The organism is Geobacter sp., from assembly GCA_009684525.1.
GTDB lineage: Bacteria > Desulfobacterota > Desulfuromonadia > Geobacterales > DSM-12255 > Geoanaerobacter.
In genome coordinates, this window is sequence record WKKR01000001.1 from 1,152,214 (window position 1) to 1,175,312 (window position 23,099).

The 23,099-nt window shown below is 61.6% G+C and carries 15 protein-coding genes and 2 riboswitches; of the genes, 5 read left to right on the plus strand and 10 right to left on the minus strand.

Annotated features, from left to right (window positions below; translation table 11 throughout):
* Both GJT30_05095 and GJT30_05100 read right to left on the minus strand, forming a co-directional pair.
* Window positions 1–981, minus strand: a complete 981-nt coding sequence (locus GJT30_05095) for an arsenic resistance protein (GenBank protein ID MSM38984.1) — start codon at window positions 979–981, stop codon at window positions 1–3.
* A 2-nt stretch (window positions 982–983) separates the two neighbouring features.
* Entirely contained in the window at window positions 984–1,397 is a 414-nt protein-coding gene (locus GJT30_05100; GenBank protein MSM38985.1) for a DUF302 domain-containing protein, read from the minus strand.
* Window positions 1,398–1,766: 369 nt separating this feature from the next.
* Between GJT30_05100 and GJT30_05105 the strand changes: the two genes are divergently transcribed.
* Window positions 1,767–1,937, plus strand: a complete 171-nt coding sequence (locus GJT30_05105) for a hypothetical protein (GenBank protein MSM38986.1) — start codon at window positions 1,767–1,769, stop codon at window positions 1,935–1,937.
* 128 nt (window positions 1,938–2,065) lie between these two features.
* Here the strand turns inward: GJT30_05105 and GJT30_05110 are convergent, their stop codons facing one another.
* A complete protein-coding gene (locus GJT30_05110) occupies window positions 2,066–2,515 on the minus strand; it encodes a chemotaxis protein CheW (GenBank protein MSM38987.1) in 450 nt (149 codons plus the stop codon).
* A 342-nt stretch (window positions 2,516–2,857) separates the two neighbouring features.
* Window positions 2,858–3,478: a LysE family translocator gene (locus GJT30_05115; protein MSM38988.1), complete on the minus strand. Its 621-nt coding sequence runs from the start codon at window positions 3,476–3,478 to the stop codon at window positions 2,858–2,860.
* Between the two features lie 260 nt (window positions 3,479–3,738).
* On the opposite strand from GJT30_05115, the gene GJT30_05120 reads away from it, so the two are divergent.
* Window positions 3,739–4,857: an efflux RND transporter periplasmic adaptor subunit gene (locus tag GJT30_05120; protein ID MSM38989.1), complete on the plus strand. Its 1,119-nt coding sequence runs from the start codon at window positions 3,739–3,741 to the stop codon at window positions 4,855–4,857.
* Window positions 4,858–4,863: 6 nt separating this feature from the next.
* Window positions 4,864–7,962 carry a multidrug efflux protein gene (locus GJT30_05125; protein MSM38990.1) on the plus strand — a complete coding sequence of 1,033 codons (3,099 nt, stop codon included), beginning with the start codon at window positions 4,864–4,866 and terminating at the stop codon, window positions 7,960–7,962.
* Window positions 7,963–8,054: 92 nt separating this feature from the next.
* Here the strand turns inward: GJT30_05125 and GJT30_05130 are convergent, their stop codons facing one another.
* The gene (locus GJT30_05130; protein ID MSM38991.1) at window positions 8,055–10,715 is read right to left on the minus strand and encodes a PAS domain S-box protein; all 2,661 of its coding nucleotides are present in this window, start codon (window positions 10,713–10,715) and stop codon (window positions 8,055–8,057) included.
* 311 nt (window positions 10,716–11,026) lie between these two features.
* On the opposite strand from GJT30_05130, the gene GJT30_05135 reads away from it, so the two are divergent.
* Window positions 11,027–15,556, plus strand: a complete 4,530-nt coding sequence (locus GJT30_05135) for a glutamate synthase (GenBank protein ID MSM38992.1) — start codon at window positions 11,027–11,029, stop codon at window positions 15,554–15,556.
* Window positions 15,557–15,647: 91 nt separating this feature from the next.
* On the opposite strand, the gene GJT30_05140 is transcribed toward GJT30_05135, so the two are convergent.
* On the minus strand, window positions 15,648–17,846 hold the full coding sequence (locus GJT30_05140; GenBank protein ID MSM38993.1) for a hypothetical protein: 2,199 nt from the start codon (window positions 17,844–17,846) through the stop codon (window positions 15,648–15,650).
* Window positions 17,847–17,993: 147 nt separating this feature from the next.
* Window positions 17,994–18,070, minus strand: a riboswitch (cyclic di-GMP riboswitch).
* Between the two features lie 136 nt (window positions 18,071–18,206).
* Window positions 18,207–18,283, minus strand: a riboswitch (cyclic di-GMP riboswitch).
* A gap of 445 nt (window positions 18,284–18,728) precedes the next feature.
* Between GJT30_05140 and GJT30_05145 the strand changes: the two genes are divergently transcribed.
* Window positions 18,729–18,965 carry a hypothetical protein gene (locus tag GJT30_05145; protein MSM38994.1) on the plus strand — a complete coding sequence of 79 codons (237 nt, stop codon included), beginning with the start codon at window positions 18,729–18,731 and terminating at the stop codon, window positions 18,963–18,965.
* Window positions 18,966–19,091: 126 nt separating this feature from the next.
* On the opposite strand, the gene GJT30_05150 is transcribed toward GJT30_05145, so the two are convergent.
* From GJT30_05150 to GJT30_05165, 4 genes are read right to left on the minus strand one after another with little or no spacing between them, the layout of a single operon-like run.
* Window positions 19,092–19,865: a 3-hydroxyacyl-ACP dehydratase gene (locus tag GJT30_05150; protein ID MSM38995.1), complete on the minus strand. Its 774-nt coding sequence runs from the start codon at window positions 19,863–19,865 to the stop codon at window positions 19,092–19,094.
* 3 nt (window positions 19,866–19,868) lie between these two features.
* A complete protein-coding gene (locus tag GJT30_05155) occupies window positions 19,869–21,164 on the minus strand; it encodes a 2-hydroxyacyl-CoA dehydratase (protein ID MSM38996.1) in 1,296 nt (431 codons plus the stop codon).
* Window positions 21,165–21,209: 45 nt separating this feature from the next.
* The gene (locus GJT30_05160; protein ID MSM38997.1) at window positions 21,210–21,635 is read right to left on the minus strand and encodes a rhodanese-like domain-containing protein; all 426 of its coding nucleotides are present in this window, start codon (window positions 21,633–21,635) and stop codon (window positions 21,210–21,212) included.
* 45 nt (window positions 21,636–21,680) lie between these two features.
* Window positions 21,681–23,087: an L-seryl-tRNA(Sec) selenium transferase gene (locus tag GJT30_05165; GenBank protein MSM38998.1), complete on the minus strand. Its 1,407-nt coding sequence runs from the start codon at window positions 23,085–23,087 to the stop codon at window positions 21,681–21,683.
* Window positions 23,088–23,099 lie beyond the last annotated feature (12 nt).

Consider the following 23,099-nt stretch of genomic DNA (forward strand, 5'->3'; position numbering starts at 1 on the left):
TCATCCCTCTTGCACCGCCGGCAGCGGCCCGAAGACCCGGTCGGTAAATTTGACGTACCAGGCAGCCGATTGGACCTGAATGATATAGGCAAGGGCAATGACTAAGGCCGCATCGGAGCCCGCCGGTCCGAAAGCATTCATGGCCACAGCCAGGGCGATGGAGAGATTGCGCATCACCGTGCCGTAGACCAGGGCGATAGCGTCGCCACGCGGTAGCAGCAACCTGCCCGTGCCGGTGCTGAGCAGGTAGTTGATACCATAAAGGATAAACAGTGGTACGAAGATCGTCACGAGCGCCCAGGGTTCAGCCATGATAGCCCTGGCCTTGAGGGCGATGGCGATGAAGACGATCCCGAGAACGCCGATGGTGGAAAGACCGGGGAAACGGGGCGCCCACGTCTCCTGGAAACCCTTCTGGGTGTAGCGCCGCACCAGCCACTGCTGGGTTGCGTAACCGGCGGCCATGGGGAGAAAGACGATGAAGGCGATCTGCTTCATGACACCGGCCGTGTCAACGGCCACGTGGGCTCCCAAGAGCAGCTTGACGTACAGTGGCGTTGCCAGGGAACCGAGGATCAGGCCGACCACGGTCATCTTCACCGCTGCCTCCAGATTCCCCCTGGCAAAACCGGTCCAGGAAATGGTCATGCCGCTGGTGGGAACCAGTGCCGCCAGCATCAGCCCCAGCGCCATGAACGGCTGATCGCTGAAGAAGAGACGGCCGAGGCCAAAGGCCACAAAGGGGATGATGGCGAAATTGATCAACTGTGTCAAGAGCTGGGCCTTGGTGTCCCCCCCCTCCAGCACCTTCTTCAGCTTCAGGGTAACCATCATCGGATAGACCATCAGGAAGGTGAGCGGGATCACCAGCGCCTTGAGCGGGGCGGCATTCACGGCTGTACCAAATACAAAGCCAGCCACCATCATCAGGGGGATGACCAGCACCAGATTCTTGTTGATCCTGACCAAGGCGCGCCACATGGTCAGCACGCCTCGTCGATCATGGCCCTGATGGCAGTATAGCTCTCTGCCAGCGAATCGGCAAACGCAGGGTCGTTCGTCACCAGCGTCTCGATCATCGGCCGGTGATACATGAGGAAGCGGACCCTGGTCCTGCCGTTGCGGGTGAAGGCAGCTATGCACTTGGGCATCAGCGCCGCCCGTTCGGGATTGGCCTGGAGGCTGACAGCGGCCTTTTCCGGTTTGCAGACCTGGATCAGGTGCATATCGAAGCCACTGGCCGTAGCTATGCCATGCTGGCTGAAGGAGTCTGCCAGAGACATCCTCTCCTCGTTGTTGATGATGAATCCGCGCCGCTCGACCGCCTGCTTCAACGCAGCGACATACTGGGGCAATGCCCTGGTCGACTCCTTGTCATACACCTCAGCCCACACCATATCCCCCTCCTCAAACAGTAACATTGTCTCCGCACCACATTCTACTTTCCACATATATATAAATCAATATATTTTATTCAATATCATTCAAATGACTGCTCGTACCGGGAAGTCGACTGCCTGCAGCTACCCTCCCCAGGTTCTGCCCAGTAAATGGGCAGTGATCTGTCAATGGGAACGGTATTGAGGCAGCCGCTACCGCATATGCGTCACGCAACGTGAACTGCCTAGGGACGACGACCGCGCCGCAGCCCGGAACGAGACTCTGCAAGCCATGGGAATGATTCGAAGAATGTTCTATTTCTTGGCAAGGCTCTTGCTTATAATCTCATTAAAACGAAGCATCGAAAAGAATAGGAAAGGAGGAGCATGGCCATGTTTGTAAACTGCTACGATGACTATGGCTTCTGCCTCTTTACGGTACGGGTCAGGGAAGGGGTAAAGGCCGAGCGGTTGGGGAGTTACATCTCGAACCGAAACGAACTGGTGGATTTCTGGAAGGTTGCCGATTATCCCGAAGGGGCCATTGTAACCTACTGAGCGATTGCCGGACAGCCACCTTGCGCACCGTCATTTCACACGGTTACGCGAAAAGCCCCGGAAATCTCCGGGGCTTTTCGCCTGCTGCCAAACGAGGGAACCGGGTACGGTCCCGAATGGTCCGGTGATCATGCCGCGTGGGAGAGCTGTGCCGCCTCTTCCTGGCCGAACATCCTGTCCAGGTCGAGAAGGACGATGAGCTGCTCGCCTACCCTGCCGACACCCATGAGACATTCCGAATCGTAGCCCTTTATTACTTCCGGCGTCGCAGTTATCTGCTCTGACGAGATCTTCATGACCTGAGAGACCTTGTCCACGACGATCCCCACCAGAGTGGAGCCGAAGGCGACGACCACAATCCGCCGGTTTTGTTCATTGATCTCGTCGCTCGGAGGCAATTTCATCCGCTTGCGGAAATCGATGACCGGGATGACCCTTCCCCGCAGGTTGATAACCCCCTCGACGTATTCAGGAGCATTGGGCATGTGGGTGATCCGCACCATGCGGATGATCTCCTGAACCTTGAGGATATCGACGCAGAACTCCTCGCTCCCCACGGTGAATCCCACCATCTGCATGGTCCCGGCCACGCCTTTCCCATCCCATCCCGTTTCCGATACTCTCTCGCCTGCCATATGGTCATCCTCCCTTTGTCATTGCTGTTGCCGATCTATTTCGGATACAGCAACAGGTACAAGCAGCATGCCATTCTTTACACATCTCATCTGCGTGTAATTTCGACATGTTGCCAGACCGGACTGCAGGAAGGAGGTACTGCGGATGCACGCGGAAAGGGACAGCTATGCAAGCTTTGAACAGCCCCTGCCAGCAACGGCAGAGAGATCATTCCGTTCCCGGGCGAACCGACACCTGCGACACAAGCAGAGTACTACTCCTGGAAATCACCCGGAACCAAAGCGTTACACGATCAGGCCGAGCAGCAGCAGCCCCTCCCTGATGAGCATCAGGGCGCAGAGAGCCAGGACGGCGGCGAGAATCCGCATGATTCCGCGGTAGCCCCTGCCGGAAAGGAACTGTCTCGACGTGCCGGCAATGACCGCCACTACGACCTTTGTCCCGACAATGCTGGCAAGAAATCCGACGGCAAAGCTCGCTGCGGCCAATGGAGTTTCCGACCAGCCCCTGATCACGATCGGTGCGCCGACGGTCAGCCAGAAGACATAGAAATGGGGGTTCAGGGCATTGACCATAACCCCTTTCCTGAAAGACCGAGGCTCATCGGGGAGGACCGATGTCGCAATGCCGCCGGTGCGAAAGCTACCATAGGAGAGATAGAGCACGAACAGGCCGCCGCAGAGCGAGAGTATCCCCAGCGGTGTCCGATAATCGGGCAGCCGTGTCAAAAGGAACGCCGAAACGATGATCAGCGGGAAGTCCGTCGCCAGCGGGACCATGGCAACCTTGGCCCCTTCCCTGATACCGTGGCGCAAGGTCTGGGAAATGACCAGCGTCAGCAGCGGCCCTGGCGAAAAACCCGCCGTGACTCCGAAAAGCGCACCCGTTGCCAGATACGACAGCATCGATCACCTCATGAAAACCCGTAGCTGAACACCCGTCTCCTCCAGCGGGAGCGGGCTCTCCAGTAGTAGCAGATTTCCCCCCCGGCAATCGAGGAGAAAATGTGCAGGCCTCTTTCATCCCCTAGCAGATATCGGAAAATGGTTATTGCAACATTTTCTCATAATGCTATAACAGTGAAACATCAAGGCAGTGCGCTGTCGGACCCGACACGGCTGCCATCCACGTCCCGAACCAATCCGTTGTCGGAGCCGTCATTGTCATGAAGAAACGCATCATCATCGTCATCATCGGCCTGATCATTCTCGTTGCCATCCTTGCCGCCGTCAAGGCATTACAGATCGGCGCCATGGTCGACCAAGGGAAAAAGTTCGTCCCTTCTCCGGAAACCGTGACGACTGCCACGGCCACGGCAGAAACCTGGGAAACAGCCCTGACCTCGGTCGGTACGCTGAATGCCGTGCAGGGGGTTACCATTGCCGCCGAACTCCCTGGCAAAGTGGTGAAGATCGCCTTTGAACCGGGGTCAAAGGTCAGCAAAGGGGACCTGCTGATACGACTGGACACCAGCTCCGAGGAGGCCCAGCTCCCCGGCGCCAAGGCTCAGGCCAATCTTGCCCGCACCGATCTCAAGCGCGCCGATGAACTGCTCGCCGACAAGATCATCTCCCAGGCCGACCACGACAAGGCAGTCGCCACCTACGAGCAGGCCGTGGCCCAGGCCGACAACATTCGCGCCACCATTGCCAAGAAGACGATCCGAGCCCCGTTCAGCGGCCGGCTCGGCATCCGCCAGGTCAACCTGGGGCAGATCCTGAGCGAAGGGAACCCGATCGTCACGCTGCAGGCCCTCGACCCGATCTTTATCGACTTCTCCCTCCCCCAGCAGCAACTCGGCCAGGTCAGACGCGGCCTGCCGGTGCGGGTGACCAGCGATGCGCTGCCGGGAGAAACGATCGAGGGGAGGATCACCGCCATCAACCCCCTGGTGGATGCCGATACACGCAACGTCAAGCTCCAAGCAACGGTGACAAACCGGGATGAAAAGCTGCGCCCCGGCATGTTCGTCAACGTGGCGGTCGGGCTCCCCGGACGTCGGAAGGTCATTGTCCTTCCGGCCACTGCGATCATGTATGCCCCCTACAGCGATTCGATCTTTATCGTCGAGGATGCCAAGGACAAGAAGGGTAAGGTGCTGCGCCAACAGTTCGTCCGTCTCGCCCAGAAACGGGGCGATTTCGTCGCCATTGCCAGCGGGGTCAAGGAAGGCGAGACCGTGGTCAGCACCGGCGTCTTCAAGCTGCGCAACGGCCAGGCCGTGGTGGTCGACAACAAGCTCTCCCCCGACTTCCGGAAAGCGCCCACCCCGGAAAACAACTGACGCTCCATGAAAATCACCGACCTCTTCATACGCCGACCCGTTCTTGCCCTGGTGGTCAACCTGGTCATCGTCATCGCTGGCCTGCAGGCAATCCGCACCCTCAACGTCCGCCAATATCCGCGTAGCGAGAATGCCGCGGTCACGGTCACCACCATCTACACCGGCGCCAGTGCCGACCTGGTCCGCGGTTTCGTCACCACCCCGCTGGAGCGCGCCATTGCCGCTGCCGACGGCATCGACTACATGGAGTCCGAGAGCTCGCTGGGGCTCTCCACCATCAAGATACGCCTGAGGCTCAACTACGACGGCACCAAGGCTCTGGCCGAGATCAGTTCCAAGGTGGATCAGGTCCGAAACGACCTGCCGCCCGAGGCAGAAGTGCCGGTCATCAATATCGAGTCTGCCGACAGTGAATTCGCCTCCGCCTACCTGAGCTTCTCATCGGACATCCTGCAGCAGAACGAAATCACCGACTACCTGGTTCGGATCGTCCAGCCGCGGCTCTCTGCCATCCCCGGGGTGCAACGGGCCGACATCCTCGGTGCCCGGACCTTTGCCATGCGTGTCTGGCTCAAGCCGGAGCGGATGGCCGCTCTCAACATCAGCCCGGCGCAGGTTCGCCAGGCCCTGGCAGCCAACAACTTCCTGGCGGCGCTCGGCACGAGCAAGGGTTCGCTCATCCAAGTCAACCTCACCGCCAACACCAACCTGAACACGGTGGAAGAATTCAGGCAGCTGGCCGTACGCGAGCAGAACGGCACCATCGTGCGGCTCTCCGACATCGCCGACGTAGTGCTCGGCGCCGAGGACTACAACGCCGAGGTCCGCTTTTCCGGGCAGACCGCCGTCTTCATGGGGATCTGGCCCCTTCCCAATGCCAACTCCATCGACGTCATCAAACGGGTCAGGACGGAGATGGCAGCCATCCAGAAAGACCTCCCCACCGGCATGCAGGCGCGCATCGCCTATGACGCCACCGAATATATCAACAACGCCATCCATGAGGTGCTCAAGACCCTCGGCGACACGCTGCTGATCGTCATAGTGGTCATCTTCCTCTTCCTCGGCTCCTTCCGCTCGGTCTTCATACCGGTGGTGGCAATCCCGGTGTCGCTCATCGGCGGGGTCTTCCTGATGCAAGCCTTCGGTTTCACCGTCAACCTGCTCACCCTGCTGGCCGTGGTCCTCTCGGTCGGTCTCGTGGTGGACGACGCCATCGTGGTGGTGGAGAACGTGGAGCGGCATCTGGGCGAAGGGAAAACCCCCATGGAAGCGGCCCTGTTGGGGGCTCGCGAACTGGTCGGCCCGATCATCGCCATGACCGTAACCCTGGCGGCAGTCTATCTCCCCATCGGCCTGCAGGGGGGGCTGACCGGGGCGCTTTTCCGCGAGTTCGCCTTTACCCTGGCCGGAGCGGTCACCATCTCCGGCATCGTCGCACTGACCCTGTCGCCGGTGATGTCGGCCAAGCTGCTCAAGCAGGGCAGCGGGGAACACGGTCTGGCGGGCCGCATCACCCGCGACTTCAAGCGTCTGAGAACCTTTTACGGCCGCTTGCTCGATGCCACCCTGCACGCCCGTCCCGCGGTCTACACCGTCTGGGTCGTGGTGAGTCTCATTACCATCCCGATGTTCACCATGTCGGCCCGAGAGCTGGCGCCGACCGAAGACCAGGGGGTCATCTTCGGCATCCTCGACGCCGCAGCCAACTCCACCCTCGACCAGACCAGCCAGTATGCCGCGGCAGCAAACCGGATCTTTATGGGCATCCCCGAGACCGATTTCACCTTCCAGATCACCTTCCCCAGTTCCGGTTTCGGCGGCATGGTGATGAAACCGTGGGACGACCGGAAGCGGACCGTGTTCCAGATCCTTCCCGAGGTGCAGCAGAAGCTGCAGCAGATCCCCGGTATCCGGATGTTTCCGGTCACCCCGCCGGCACTCCCCGGCGGCGGCCAGTTCCCGGTGGAATTCATCCTCGCCTCCACCGCCGAGACCAGCCAGATCCTGGAATTTGCCCAGAAACTGCAGCTGAAGGCGATGAAGAGCGGCATGTTCGCCTTCCCGCCGCTCATCGACGTGAAGATCGACCAGCCCCAGACCGAATTCGTCATCGACCGCGACAAGGTCGCATCCCTCGGTCTCAGCCTGGAGCAGATCGGCGCCGACCTGGGGGGGATGGTCGGCGGCAACTACGTCAACCGGTTTGACATCTCGGGGCGCAGTTACAAGGTCATACCGCAGATCCAGCGGATCGGCCGTCTGAACCCGGACCAGCTCAAGGATGTCTATGTCACTGGCCCCGGCGGCAAGCTGGTCCCCTTCTCCACTGTTGCCACCCTGCGCGAGACCGTAGTCCCCCGCTCGCTCAACCGATTCCAGCAGCTCAATGCGGTGAAGATCAGCGGCGTTGCGGTGCGCCCCCTGGACGAAGCCCTCCGCTACCTGGAGGACGAGGCAGCCGGCATCCTCCCCAAAGGATATGTCCTCGACTACACCGGCGAATCCCGCCAGCTCCGCACCGAGGGGAACAAGTTCCTCCCGGCCTTCGGCCTTGCCATCGTCCTGATCTTCCTGGTGCTGGCGGCCCAGTTCAACAGCTTCCGCGACCCCTTTGTCATCCTCGCCGGATCGGTCCCCCTGGCGATCTTCGGTGCGCTCATCTTCACCTTCCTGAAGATGCCTGACCCCAACGTCCCCTTCTGGACCCACGGCTGGACCACCACGCTCAACATCTATTCCCAGGTCGGCCTGGTAACCCTGGTGGGGCTGGTCTCCAAAAACGGCATCCTGATCGTCGAATTCGCCAACCAGCTGCAGCTGCAGGGGCTCCCCAAGCTCGATGCGGTGCGCCAGTCAGCCATGACGCGCCTGCGGCCGGTTCTCATGACCAGCGCCGCCACCATTGCCGGCCATTTCCCCCTGACCCTGGTCACCGGCGCTGGCGCCGCCGCCCGGAACTCCATCGGTCTGGTCCTGGTAGGGGGGATGTTCGTCGGCACCCTCTTTACCCTCTTTGTCGTCCCCTCCATCTACATGCTCATGGCCCGCGATCACAGCAAGGACCGGGAGCGGGAAGCTGCCGTGACCGTTACGGAAACCTGACCGCCGGGAGGACGGCCGCTCCCGATACGACAACAGCCCCTGTCCGGTTCCGGGCAGGGGCTGTCTCTTTCCAGCAGCATAATCAGCGCAGCTCAGCTAAGTATCCTTCTCAGTTTCTCCTTCAACGACTGCAGGGTGTACGGCTTCTGGATGAAATCGGACAGACCTTTGCCGAGGAACTTCTGGGTAACCTCCTGTTCGCTGAAACCGCTGGACATGACGACCCTTACCTGCGCGTCGATCCTGCGCAGCTCCCGAAACGTCTCGTCCCCGCTCAAGTGCGGCATGGTAAGATCCAGGAGCACAAGGGATATTTCATCCCGCTTCTGCCGGTATATTTCCAGCGCTTTTTCGCCATCCTCGGCACAGATCACGTTGAATCCCAGCTCCCGGAGCATGTCGGAACCGATGGCCCGGATCGTCTCCTCATCGTCCACCAGCAGGATCGTGCCGGCTCCCTGCCAGCTGTCCTGTTCGGGGCTGACGTTGTAGATCTCCGGGGGCCTCGTGCCAGCGGGGATCAGGACCTTGAATGTGCTCCCCTTGCCCGGCTCGCTGTAGACCTTGATGGCCCCCTTGTGCCCCCTGACGATCCCGAGAATGGCCGCCATTCCCAGCCCCCGTCCGGTGAACTTGGTGGTGAAAAACGGTTCGAATACCCGCTCGATGGTCTCCCGATCCATGCCGCAGCCGGTGTCCGCGACTTCCAGAAAGACATAGAGCCCTTCAACGAGATCTTTGTCGAGCCAGGTTTCCGCAAGGTACTTCCGGTCGCACTCCATACAGCCGGTAAAGACGGAGATGACACCGCTCTTTTCCCCGATCGCCTCGGAAGCGTTGATGGTCAGGTTCATGACGATCTGGCGGATCTGGGTCGGATCGGCCTCGATGGCAGGAAGCGGCCGGGTGAGGTGATAACGGAGGATCGCCTTCTTGGAGATCGACACCTCCAGCATGGAGGTCATCTCCTCGACGAGCTGATTGAGATCCACCGGCTCGACAACAAAGCGCCCCTTGCCCGAATAGGCGAGCATCTGGCGCGCAAGATCCGCAGCCTTGTCGGCAGCCGACTCGATCTGCCTGAGATGGTGCTCCGCCGGAGACCCGGACGTGACCCGTTTCAGCGCCAGGCTGGCGTTGCCGGTAATGGAGAGCAGGATGTTGTTGAAGTCGTGGGCAATGCCGCCCGCAAGGACGCCGAGGCTTTCCAGCTTCTGCACGTGGAGCATCTGCTGTTCCAGCTTGTGACGCTTTTCCTCCTCGGCCTTCAGTTCGGACACATCCGCGATGGTCCCGACGAAACAGATCGTTTCTCCTTCCAGGGTGGTCTGCAGCCGACCGCTCACATAACCCCAGAAATCGCTCCCGTCTGCGCGAAGAAAATGGCGTTCTTCCGTAACGAAATCCTTCTCACGCCGGGCGAGCTGGCCCATGCGACCTTCGGACACGCTTCTGTCGTCCGGATGGACGTGGGACAGGTAGCTGGAACCGACCAGTTCCTCCATGGTGCAGCCGAGCATCTCAGCCATCCGCTGGTTGGCATAGGTAATCAGGCCATCCGGTGCAACCAGGACGATGCCGGCCTGGATGACGTCGAAGATCACCCTGAGCTTCCCCTCGCTCTCCTGAAGCGCCCGGTCCGCCTCCTTCCGCTCGGTCACGTCGCGGTTGGAGACCCGTTGCCCCAGGTAGGCACCATGGGCAAAGACCTGGCGACAGACATGGTGCATCCACCGCACTTCTCCCGCTCGGGTAACGATCCTGAAGTCGATTTCCGTAGCTGTGCCGGGCTGATCGCCCGGAACCCGGCACTGGTGTTCCCTGAGCAGCCGCTGGTCGTCGGGATGGACGAGCCGTGTCACCAGCCCCGGATCGGCATGGAAATCGGCCGGGGGGTACCCGGTCACCCGTTCGCAGGAGGGGGAGATGTACTGTATGGCGCCTGCGGGATCGGTCCAGTATTCCCAGTCCTGGGTCCAGTCGCAGACGGTGCGGAATTTCTCCTCGCTGGCACGCAGTTCTTCCTCGTAGAAGTGGCGGCGGCGGGAATAGAGGGCAATCCCCGCACTCCCCACCAGCCAGAGGCTGACATAACCGGCAATGATGTTGTTCCTGACCTTTACTTCCGACCCATAGTAGCCGGAGAGCGGAATCGAGATGCTGATCCCTCCCCTGATGTCCCCCAGTCGGTATCCCTGGGCCGCATGGCACTTGAGGCAAGGCTCTTCGGTAACAAAGCGGGAGAGGAGCCGCAGATAGGGGGTGCCGTTCAATGCGGTCACCTCCGACCGTTCGGTGATTTCACCCCGTTCTATGGCGGCAAGGGCTCCCCTCTCCCATTGATCCGGCACATTGACGGGGTTGAGCGGTTTGAGGCTGACAAGTTTGCTGATAATGGGTGAATCAGACGATGCCTTGATTGCTTCAAAAACCATTCTGGTCATGTAAGCAGGGTTGATGAGCGTCAACCGCTGTCCGTCGCTCGTGGTCACATCCCGCCGGGCAACATTGAGGTGGGGGTTGGGTTCGACCTTGTCCATTGGGGCATAGACCCCGCCCAGCCGTGCACCCCAGGCCCGGTAGAACAGATTGAGCCGGTAGTAGTCCCGCGCCTCGTTCTCGGCGGATTTGAGGGTGTAGTAATGGTGGAAATAGACAGTCATGGACAGCACCAGCGCGATCATTGCCGTCCAGATCACGATCTGGATAATGCCATAGGTCTTGACGAAGGTGCTTACTGACGGGTGATTCATGGCTAAGATCCTTGAAACGTACCGGAACTGCTGAAATTATTCAAAGTTCTGCATAATCTTATCCCTTTGGATGGGGGGAGTCAATCGACGCACGCGGGAAAAAACGAAGTGAGCCGGCAAGCGGGCGCTGGCCGCCTGCATCGTCGATCGGACCGATGGAGAAGCTCTTCCCTGGGCGAAGCATTGAGAATCCGGCCGCCCCCTGGCACCTTGCCAGTTCCCCATCCTCTGCTATACCTTGAGACAGGCAATCACCAGCGGGAGCAGTCCGAAACGTCCGGCCGGCCCCCCCTCTTGCGACAGGAGTTCACATGCACGACCCCCGCGAAGACCATTCCGGCCTGATGCCCCTGGAACGGGACGCCTGCGCCATCATCTGCCACATCAACAAGGAAGTGCGGCCGACTCACGGCAACCTGCAGCGGACCATCGAGGCGCTGATCCGGATGGGGCACCGGGCCGGAGAGATCAACGGCGAAGGAGACGGCTGCGGCATCATGACCGACATCCCGCGTCTTCTCTGGGAAGAGATCCTGGCCAATGCCGGGCATGCACCGGCGCTGGCCCATGATCCCGGCCTCGCGGTCGGGCATTTTCTGGTGGAACGCCATGAACAGGAGCGCCATCCCGATCTGCAGTCCGCACTGCTCAATCGCATCCGGGAGACAGGCCTTAAGCTCCTCATCCATCGGCCGGCACCGGTGCGCAGCGAAGTGCTGGCGGCCCGGGCCAGGGCAGCCGAACCGGTCTTCTGGCAGGTGGCGCTCCTTGACCCTGAACCGGCCAGCGCTGCCGCTCGCCTTTTTGACCTGCAGATGGAGCTGGAAAAGGCATTCCCGCTCCATGTCGCCTCCCTCTCTGCCGATGTTGTGGTCTACAAAGTGCACGGCTCCCCGGAACTGCTCCCCCGCTACTATGCCGAGCTGAAGCGGCGCGAATTCCAGACCGCCGTCTCCATCGGCCACAGCCGGTATTCCACCAACACCCTCCCCACCGTGCTCCGCGCCCAGCCTTTTTCCCTGCTCGGCCACAACGGCGAGATCAACACCATAGCACGTCTCCGGGAAGAGGCCCGCATGCTGGGAATACCGCTGCCGGCCGGCGGCAGCGACTCACAGGACCTGAACCGCACCCTCGAAGGGCTGATCCACCGCTTCGGACTCACCCTGTTCGAAGCGATGGAAATGGTCTTCCCCCCGATCTTCAGCGCCATGGACCGAATGGAGCCCGAACTGCAGAGCATGTACGGCTGGTTCCGGCGCTTTCTCACCGCCAGCGCCCAGGGGCCGGCAGCCATCATCGCCCGGCACCGGGACCAGTGCGTGTTCAGCGTCGATGCCATGGGGCTCAGGCCACTCTGGGTGGGGGAGACCGACCGGGAGCTGTTCGCCTCCTCCGAACTGGGGGTGGTTACCCACGAAGAGATAATGAGCGATCCCAAGCCGCTGGCACCGGGCGAAAAGCTGGGGGTCAGCCTCCTGCAGGGGGGGACGGTGAAGATCCTGGAACACCATGAACTGCGGAGGGAAGTCCTCGGCCTGTTCCGCAGGCGAACCAACCTGGCACGCCACGGAAGATCACTGGCACACGGCCGGCAACTGCCGGCTGCACCGGCACAACCGATCCGCGCGTTTGCCCGCAACAGCCGGTTCGTCCGGGACAACCTGCTTGCGGCCATGGCCTGGAAGAGCACCGACGTGCTGAATCTCCGGGAGATGGCACTGAACGGACAGGACCCGATCGCCTCGCTCGGTTACGACGGGCCGCTGGCGTCGCTCTCCCTGTCGCGCCAGAACCTCTCCGATTACTTCAAGGAACAGGTGGCAGTGGTGACCAACCCGGCCATCGATCGGGAGAGGGAGGGAGAGCATTTCTCCACCAGGGTCTTCATCGGCCGACGCCCGGCCCTGCGCGGCCTTGCCCAGCCAGCGGTGGAACTGGCAGTGCCGCTCCTGCTCGGTGGCAGCCGGCTGCCGGCAGATGACCGGGCCGAGGAGACAGCCCGCGCCTTCGGCACCTGCACCCTGGAGGCCCTCCTGGCCCATTTCGGCAGGGGGAAAAGCTCTCTGCTCTCCTCCACCATGCGGCGCACCGAGTCGCTGGAGGAGACCCTGGCGCGGCTGGCAGGCGAAGCAGTTGCAGCGGTGCAGCGGGGTGTGCGTCTCCTCCTGCTGGACGACAGCAGCGCCTTTTCCCCGCACCACGATTATCTCGACCCGTTCCTGGTGGTGGCGGTGCTGCACAAGGCGCTCAAGGAAACCCGCACCGACAGCGGCGAAAGCCTGCGCCGCCACGTCTCGCTCGTGGTCCGCTCCGGCTCGCTCAGGAATCTGCACGACCTGATCTTCGCCCTCGGTATGGGTGCAGATGCCCTCTGCCCCTATCTCATCTGGGAACAGGCAACAACCCGCGAGGAGGGGGTGCGCAATACGGTCTCGGTCCTGGCCAAGGGGCTGGAGAAGGTGATCTCCACCATGGGGACCCACGAGATCGGCGGCTACGGCAAGTATTTCGCCTCCATCGGGCTCTGCAGCCACCTGACAGGGCTGTTCGAGACTCCCAACTTCTGCGGGTCCGGTACGGGGGGGCTCACCCTGGCGCGCCTCGAACGGGAAAACCGTGAACGGAGCGCCGTGGCCAGGAGCAGGGACCAGCAGCCGGTGCCGGTGCAGTTCCGGCTCTATCCCCGGATCTGGAAGATGGTCGGCCAGGTGGCGAAGATGGAGGAGACCTATGCCGACCTCTCCCGCCTCGTCCAGCAGTTGGAAGGGGAAAATCCCCTGTCGCTGCGCCATCTCATCGATTTCCGTTTCCAGGAGGAGCTGACGGTCGACCCGGAGGAGGTGGATACCACGGTGGGGTCGCATGACCTGCCGATCCTCTTCTCCGCCATGAGTTTCGGCTCCCAGGGGGAGACCCCGTTTCGTATCTATGCCGAGGCTGCCCGGCGCCTCAACATCGTCTGCATGAACGGCGAGGGGGGCGAAATCGGCGACATGCTCGGGAAGTACCGGAAGAACCGGGGCCAGCAGATCGCCTCCGGGCGGTTCGGGGTCAACATGGAGTTCCTCAACTCCGCCGACTTCCTGGAGATCAAGGTCGGCCAGGGGGCCAAGCCGGGCGAAGGGGGGCATCTGCCCGGATTCAAGGTAACGGAAAAGATCGCCGCGGCCCGCCACGCCACACCCGGCGTGTCGCTCATCTCCCCCTCCAACAACCATGACCTCTACTCCATCGAAGACCTGGCCCAGATCATCGAGGAGCTGCGCACTGCCAATCCTTCCGCCCGCATCTCGGTGAAGGCGCCGGCAGTGGCCGGGATCGGCAACATCGCCCTCGGCATTGCCAAGGCCGGCGCCGATATCATCACCATCAGCGGCTACGACGGCGGCACCGGGGCGGCCCGCAAGCATGCCATCAAGTTCGTCGGCCTTCCCGCCGATATCGGGGTCAGGGAAGCCCATCGCGCACTGATCGAGGCAGGCATGCGCGACCGGGTCGAGCTCTGGGCCGACGGCGGCGCCCGCACCGGCAGGGACGTGGTCAAGCTGATGCTCCTGGGCGCCAACCGGGTCGGCTTTGGCACCATGACCATGGTCATCATCGGCTGCACCGCCTGCCGCGGCTGCCACCTCGGAACCTGCCACGTGGGGATCGCCACCCAGATCGAGACGACCGAGGAAGCGGAGCGACAGGGGCTGAAGCGCTTCGTGCCGCGCGTCCTGGAAAACGGCGTCATCTACGAAACCACCTTCTTCCGGGGCATGGCGCGGGAGATCAGGATCCTCACCGCCAAGCTCGGCTATCACCGCACCCAGGACCTGGTGGGACATGCGGAACTGCTGGTGCAGACCAGAGGGCTCGACCGGCTGGACCTGTCGGACCTGCTCGCCCCCCCTGCCCCGGTCAGCGTGCCCCAGCTGGAGAGCGACGTCCGGATCATCCGCAAGCCGCTCAATTACCTCACGTCGCTCATCTCCGACCTGGTGGCGGAGACCTTTGCCAAGGGGGAGGAGCGGGTTCGCTATGACGACGACAGCGCCACCAGTTCGGACCGCGCCATCGGCACCCACCTGGCCGGTACCATGGTCCGGGGCTGGCAGGAGGGCCGGATCGGCGCATCGTGCGAGGCGCTCCTCCACTTTCACCGCGATTCGGTGCCGGGAAACGGCCTGGGCGCCTTCACCATCCCGCACATCACCATCCGCGTCGAAGGAGGGGCTCAGGACGGTGTCGGTAAATCGATGCGCGGGGGAAAAGTCGTCATCCTCAAGGGTGAGAACCGGAATGGGGTTCGGGTCGGCGGGTCGGTGGGGAAAGGGCTTGCCTATGGTGCCCAGGGAGGGACCTTCATCGTCCAGGGAGAAGCGGACAGCCGAGCCTGCATCCGCCTGTCAGGGGCGGACGTCGTACTCGGCGGCCGCATCAGCCGCCCCATCGACGACACCCTGGGCAACATGGCCGGCCGGGCCACCCTGAAGGGCTTTGCCTGCGAGTACATGACCGCCGGCCGCGTGGTGGTGCTGGGCGATCCCGGCCCCTGGTTCTGTTCGGGCATGACCGGCGGTACGGTCTACTGCTATCTCGACACGGAGATGGGACTCGACCGGGAGGCGTTGCGGCGGCGGCTGGCACAAGGGGCAGGGGTGGAGATCCGCGACCTGGACGAGCACGATCTCCCCCAGGTGGAACAATTGCTCGGCAGATACCATCGCGAACTGCTCCATTCCCACCAGGAGGACGAGGCTGACTGGCTGGCAGGGGTGATGGCCCGGAGCAGGGGATCGTTCGTCAAGATCGTTCCCGAGCAGGCGATGATCACCCCGAAAACCACGGAATAACCCGGCATCGCCGTCGGCTGCCACCCGTCGCAGAAAAAAGAAAGCCACCCGCTGCCGGGTGGCTTTCTTTTTTGACTATTCCGCGTGACGGCTAATCGTCGTTACGGCTGTGGTCGTCGTCGCGGTCGTCCCGCTCGCCTGGACGATAGATAACGTTGCGGGTTACGCTGCCGGTGTTGCCCGCAGCGTCCGTTGCTGTAATGCCGATGGCATACACACCGGCCTTCCTGAAGGCGAGCTTCTGCTGGAATGCTCCCCGGCGCACGCCAGGAGTGTAGGTCTTGCCGTTCATGGTGACCTTGACGGTTACGACACCCTGGGCGTCGACGATCTTGCCCTTGATGGTCAGCGTCGATTCGCTGGTGGTGATGTCACGGCTCGGGTAGGTCACGGCAAGGGAGAGCGTGCCTGCCTCATAGGTAACGGTCCGCTTGGCGCTGGATGTATTGCCGGCCAGGTCGGTTGCAGTGATGTCGATGGTGTTGATCCCCGGCACCAGGTAGACAGTGGCGGTAAAGGCGGCGCCGTTGATGCTGGCGGACTGCGGGCTGCCGTTGTTGACCTTGACCGAAACCGTGGAGGTCTCGCTGATGCTGCCGGTCAGGGCGACAAAGGACTCGGTCGTGGTGATGTTGTCGGCCGGAGCGGAAACTGAAAGCACCGGAGCAGTGGGATCATAGGTGATGCTGCGGCTGTCGGTCTGCTGGTTGCCGGCGTTGTCGGTGGCAACAACAGTGACGGTATTTACGCCGGCTGCGAGCACCAGGGCGGTGCTGAACGAGCCGTCGGCATTGACGGTGACCGGCTGGTCATTGACGGTAACGGACTTGAGAGCGTCGTTATCCGTGGCAATGCCGGTGACGTTGAGCGTGGACTTGTTGGTGTAGGCGCCATCGGCCAGGGCGGAGATGGTCAGGGTCGGCTTGGTGGTGTCGCCGGCCACGGATACCATCACCGTGGCACTCTTGGCGAGAGATACATTGCCGGCCGCATCCTTGGCCCATGCATAGAAGGTGGCGCTGCCAGCGGCAGCAACGGTAACGCTTGCAGGAGGTGCGGTCAGCCAGCCTGCAGCCGAGGCGGCAGGAGCGGCGGCGCTCTGGGTGATCAGGTAACCGGCAACGGCCAGGTTATCGGTTGCGACAAATGCGGTGACCGGGATGGTGAGGCTGGTGGAGGTAGCCGGCAGGGTGAAAGCGCTGACCACCGGCGCTGCGGTATCGGGCAGGGTAATGACGACGCTGGCGCTCTTGGCGAGCGACACGTTGCCGGCTGCGTCCTTGGCCCAGGCATAGAAGGTGGCGGTTCCGGCTGCGGCGGCAGTGACGTTGGACGGCGCGGAAGCGGACCAGGCCGTGGAAGCGGCGGCAGGTGCCGTGGCGCTCTGGGTGACGAGGTAGCCGGTTACTCCGACATTATCAGTTGCAGTAAAAGCGGTGACCGGCACGTTCAGGCTGGTAGCAGTTGCCGGCAGGGTAAAGGAGCTGACCACGGGAACGGTGGTGTCCGGCAGAGTAATGGTGACGCTGGCACTGCGGCTTGCCGATACGTTGCCGGCCGCGTCCTTGGCCCAGGCATAGAAAGTGACGGCGCCGGCTGCGGTTGCAGTGACACTGGCAGGTGCGCCAGCAGTCCACCCTGCGGCAGAGACGAGCGGAACCGAGGAGCTGGTGGTGACCAGATAGCCGGTTACGCCGACGTTATCGGTGGCGGTGAATGCGGAAACCGGGACCGTCAGGCTGGTGGCGGTTGACGGCAAGGTAAAGGCGCTGACAACGGGCACGGTAGTGTCAGTGGCCGAGGCAACGGTAATGGAGACATTGACGGATTTTTCGCTATGGACATCGCCAGTTCCGGTGCCGTCTTCATTGCCGAAGTAGGCAATCCTCCAGGTGTAGGCGCCGGGCGTTGCCGGTGCCGGAGCGGAGAGAGCTGCCGGATAGGTGGCTGACCCGCCCATGCCGCTCTGAGTGCCCGTGGAACGCGCGATTTCTGCGCCGGTCTGGTCATAGAGCCGGACACCGATCCAGCCGGTACGTGCTCCCGAAGCGGACAGGGTGACCGTAACCGTTTCGCCGGGGGCATAGGCCGTTGTCTTGTTCGGTGTTGCGGCAATGCTTCCGCTGTGATGGTGGCATCCCGCGCAGGTTGCGGCAACGGGCGCGCTGTGGCAATCGGTGCAGCCTCTGGCTGAAAAATAGTTCGACTGAGCCTGTGCATTCACTCCGATGGTGACAACACCCATCAGAATAACGAGGACTGGCAGGACTGCCGTTTTAATTATCTGCATATATGCTCCTTGTGATCTGTTTTCGGGGCGCAAAGCCCCTGATTTAGACTACTTCTGCTACATCTGCGGACGTGGACGTCTTCTTACCCGGACATGGCCCCGACTGTCAGGCAATAAAAAAAGCCGGGGCCGCATATCACGTGATATTTCGGCGACCCGGCTGTCTCAGAGAGACCCTCTAGGCTTTCCGTCCCACCCTCGCGGATGGTTTAGTATTGTCGTGTACCACCAACATTTTTCCCCGCCGACCTCTGATCGACAGGAACCGTCGCCTCTTCAGGCGGTGTGTGCCAACTGCGGCACCGGTCTCCTTTCCGGAATTCGGCACAAAAAAACCGGGGGCCGAATATCCTGTGATATTTCGGCGACCCGGCTGTCTCGATGAGACCCTTTAGGCTTTCCGTCCCACCCTCGCGGATGGTTTAGTATTATCGTCTACCACAAATTGTATACAAGCGTTATGGTAGGAATACTCTTTTTTAGCTTGCAAAGTCAAAGACTTTCGCATGAGCACATTCAAATTATCGTCTATTTAAAAACCTGCCACGGAACAACGCCTCGTAATCCAACTTTCCAACAGCACTGTTCACATTTCTCCAGAAGCAGACGAACACAGCACAGAAAACACAACTATTTCAACATATTAAATATGGCACGCAAAGCGCAATCATCGCAGCAGAGTAAACACCAACCTGTTAGGAGGCATGCCATGACAACGATAGTGACTGTAAGTTTGGCGATCTGCTGGTTCACGATTGTACTGCACTGCCTGTTTCATTCGACCGCGGCAGCCGAGGCGCCGGTACGACGCAACCAGCGGAGCAGGTAAGTCTGGCATCTGCCCGGCGCAGAGTAGCAAGAACCTGGGGAGGGAAGGAATCGATGCAGATCTATCACCTTACTGAGATCGATGAAATAGCACCGGCGGCAGTCACCCCGGTGTTGTATGGACGTTATGCAACGCCGGTGCAAAACGATGGCTCCATCGTTTGCGACAATCGCAGATACATCATCGACGCCCCTGCCCCACCACCACCAGGCGAGAAAGTCATGATCTGGTGCGAGCACGACTATTTCTGCTGCAGTTTCACTGAATATGAAAACACCCATCGTCACTGAGCGGTTGCTGCCGGACCGGCTCGTGGCGCCATCACCCCCCATTGATGGCACAAAGGGTTGACCGAAGCCGGCCAACCCTTTCCTGATTCTCCTTCTCGAAAAAAGAAACACAAACCGCTTTGACGATTACTCCCCGCCAACCGGCTCTTCCCGATTCAGGATGATGCCGGCATAGAGCGCCGCGCCGAGCGCACCGTTGATCTCTGGCTGCACGGGAACGGAAACCTCCGCGTCGAGACGCTGGCGAAGAAGCTGGACCAGCGCCGGATTGCGAGCGGCCCCTCCGCTGAAAAGCACGTGCTTGCCATACCCAGCCTTGTTCAGCATGGCCACCAACCGTTCAACTACCGACAAATGAACTGCCCTGGCAATATCCTGGGGGAGCATCCCCCGGTTCTTGAGGGAGATGACCTCTGATTCGGCAAATACGGCACACATACTGCCTATGGTCATCTCCCGGGTGGCGGCAAGGGCGGCCGGACCGAACTCGTCAAGGGTGTAGCCAAGCGTTGCGGCCATGATCTCCAGGAAGCGGCCGGTGCCGGCGGCGCACTTGTCGTTCATCTGGAAGTTGCAGACCTTGCCGTTTGTGTCCAGGTTGATCACCTTGGAGTCCTGGCCGCCGACATCAAGGACGGTGGTACAGTCAGGCGCATGGTAGCGGGCGCCCAGGGCATGTGCCTTTATCTCGGTGATCACTTCCCCGGACAGGTGTTTCTGGGCGAGGTGCCGCCCATATCCCGTCGCAATCACCCGTCGTGGGTTGAAACGCCCCAGGAGCTCCCTGGCCTGGTCATGGGGTGCATAGCCGCTCTCCATGACCAGGCTATCCACCAGGAGACCATCCCTGACCGCGGCAAGCTTGATGGAACGCGACCCGAGGTCAATGCCGATCAGCATCTTCTAGTCCCTCAGCTGCTCAAGGAAGGCCTCGATGCGGGTCTGGAGCTGGCCGATGTCTTCGGGTGAATAGTCGCTCTCGATAGCGAGGAAGGGAATCCCTTCCCGCTCGCACATCTCGCGGATCTTTACCGCCTCGATGTTGTAGGTATGGCAGAACTGGAGGCAGTAATCGATGATCCCCTGGGCACCGGAAGCACGGTACTCGGCCAGCACCTGTTCGACCCGCTCGTCGTTCGGGGTGAAGCAGGAGCAGTCGATCTTCATGTACCGTTCGGTCAGAAGCGCAAGCTGTTCGTCCAGGGTCGTGGCGCTCTCGTCGGTCAGGTCCTTGTAGTAGCGGGTGCCGATGCAGCTCTCCTCGTTCACCACCACCCCTCCCCCTGACTCGATCAGGTGGTGCAGCTTCCAGTTCGGAAGCGCCATCGGGGTGCCGGAAACCAGCACCCTGGGTGCCGATACGGGCGCAACGGCGCTGCCGCTGGCGATCCTCCCTTCGAGCTCATCGCACAGCTCGTTGACCCTGGAGGTGAAGCGGACCGGATCGTCATAGAAGGCGATCTGCTGGATGAGGAGCATGTCCTTGCCGCTGATCGGGGCGGGATTGTGGTGACGAAGGGAGTTGAGCCGCTGCAGGGCACGCCGCTTGTTGTTCATGGTCGTGATGGATGCGGCGATCCTCTCGGTGGTTGCGGTTTTGCCCGACACCTCTTCCACCTTGGCCTTGAAATCCCTCACCTCCTCGATCCAAAGCGCCTTGTCCCGCTCCCGCTTCATCTGCGGGATCTCCATGACATGGGTCGGCACCTCGCGGTCGAGCAGCTCCCAGGTCTTCTTCTTGGCATCGCAGGTGGTCTCGCCATAGACGAAATCGACGGCCTGGAAATAGGGGCAGATCTTGCCGATCTTGAAACCGAAAGCCGACTTCACCATCGGACAGATGTTGCGCGGCAGGACCTTCTCGGCATCGGCGATGGAGCCCTGGGCACCGCCGCAGAGCCCGACACAGACCCCGTCCACCGCCATGATGATCTCTTCCGGCACATAGACGCAGAAGGTGCCGACCACCGGCCGCCCCTCTTTCTTTGCCGCCATCAGCTCCTCGATCCGGCCGGTATGGATGTTGGCGACCATATCGTCGAAATACGCCATCTTCTCCGGCCGGTTCTTCTGGCTGAGAAAGATGTTCCGGTACGCCTCGGTCAGCATCTTCGGCATTCCGCTGAACCGCTCCACATTCATGTCCAGACTGGCCCAGAGTTCGGGGTTGCTCTTCACTTCAAACAGTTGCGCGTCCATCATTCCTCCTGGTAGTATTTGTCGCCGGCTGCTGGCGCAGGTAGCCTACTTGTCGCCGTCGACGGTCATCTCCTTGTGGGGCCAGCCCTGCATCCCGTCTTCCAGGATCTGTAGCCGCTCTTCCTTGACACCCTTCTCCTTCAGGTAATCGTAGGCCCCCTTGGCGCCTTTACCGCCGCGGGGGCAGACCACCACGACATCGCTGGAGGTCTCCGCGACCAGCGGCAGGACCTTGTCGAGACGCGCCCGCTCCTCTGCGCTCTGCGCCGGGAAGGCATTGGTCTCCACGGCCCCCTTGAAATGGTGCTTCACAAATTCTGCATGGGGCTGGATATCGACGATGGTCATCTTCCGGCCGCTCTCCAGCCATTTCTTGAAGTCGTCGGCTTCGAGATAGTTGTAGCCGGCAGCAGAGGCTACCGAACAGGTGATCAAAGAAACCAGGGCGCAGGTGGCAAGAAGCAGTTTCATTCCATTTCTCCTTATTGTCTGATCTGCCGGATCAAAATCCGGCGTCTATCCGTTTTTGAACGAAGGTGCGGCTAAGAGGGCAAGGGCGTCGACAAGTGCCAGCAGGTCGCACTCCTGCAGGGTCCGCACGTCGAGGAGATAACGGCCGCGGTTGATCCGCCCAACCACCGGCACCCGGCTGTTCCGGAATGCCGTGTCGATCTCCTGCGCCTGCCAGCCGTCCGCTTCGACCGCGATGAGGAAGGAAGGGAGATCGACCAGGGGCAATGCCCCGCCGCCGACCTGGGAACTCCCCGTTTCCGGGGAAAGCCGCACCGCTGCCGGCGCCTGTCGGCGCAGGCGGCGCAGATACCATTGCCCCTTGGCCCTGAGCTCGGCAAGAGGGGTCGTCAGCATCCTGAGCGTCGGGATCTCGGCCAGGGCCTGGCGCTCGTCCCGGTAGAGCCGCAGGGTCGCTTCCAGGGCGGCAAGGGTGAGCTTGTCGATCCTGAGCGCCCTGAGCAGCGGATGTTTGCGGAGTTCTGCCAGAAGGTCACGCCTGCCGAGGATGATGCCGGCCTGCGGCCCCCCCAGCATCTTGTCGCCGCTGCAGGTGATGACATCGATACCCGCCCGGACGTAGTCCCGGATGGGGATTTCGCCCGGAATGCCAAAGGGGGCGAGATCAACCAGACAGCCGCTGCCGATGTCAGCCATGACCGGTATCCCCTGCTCGCGACCGATCGCCACCAGCTCCTCAGCGCTCACCTCGGCAGTAAAGCCGACTACGGCAAAGTTGCTGGTATGGATCTTGAGGAACAGGGCGGTCTCCGGGGTAACGGCGCTCCGGTAATCCTTAGGATGGGTCCGGTTGGTGGTCCCGACCTCCCGCAGGATGCCGCCGCTCTGGCGCATGACATCCGGTATGCGGAACGAACCGCCGATCTCCACCAGTTCCCCGCGGGAAACCACCACCTCGCGGCCGAAAGCCAGCCCGGAGAGCGCAAGCAGGACCGCAGCCGCGTTGTTGTTCACCACCAGCGCCGCTTCGGCACCGGTCAGTTCGCAGAGCAGACCCTCCACGTGGCAGTAGCGCTCCCCCCGCTCGCCGGTTGCCAGGTCGATCTCCAGGTTGGTATAACGCTCTGCCGCCTCGGCAAGATGGCGGCAGGCAGCCGGCGTCAGGAGCGAGCGGCCGAGATTGGTATGGATGACCACACCGGTGCCGTTCACCACCGGGTGCAGGCTCGGCGCGTTGGCCCTCGCCAGTTCGCTTTCGATCAGGGCACAGAGGCCGGCCTCGTCGATCGGCTCTGCCAGACGTCCATGGACCGCTGTTGCGCGGAGCCGGTCGAGGACCGTGCGGACGGCAGTCAGCACCACCGGTTTCGGCTGGCCGGCAAGCATCTGTTCGACGGCCGGCAACGTCAGGATCCTGTCAACCTTCGGAATCTGGGAATAACTTTTTCGCATGTCAGCTCCCGG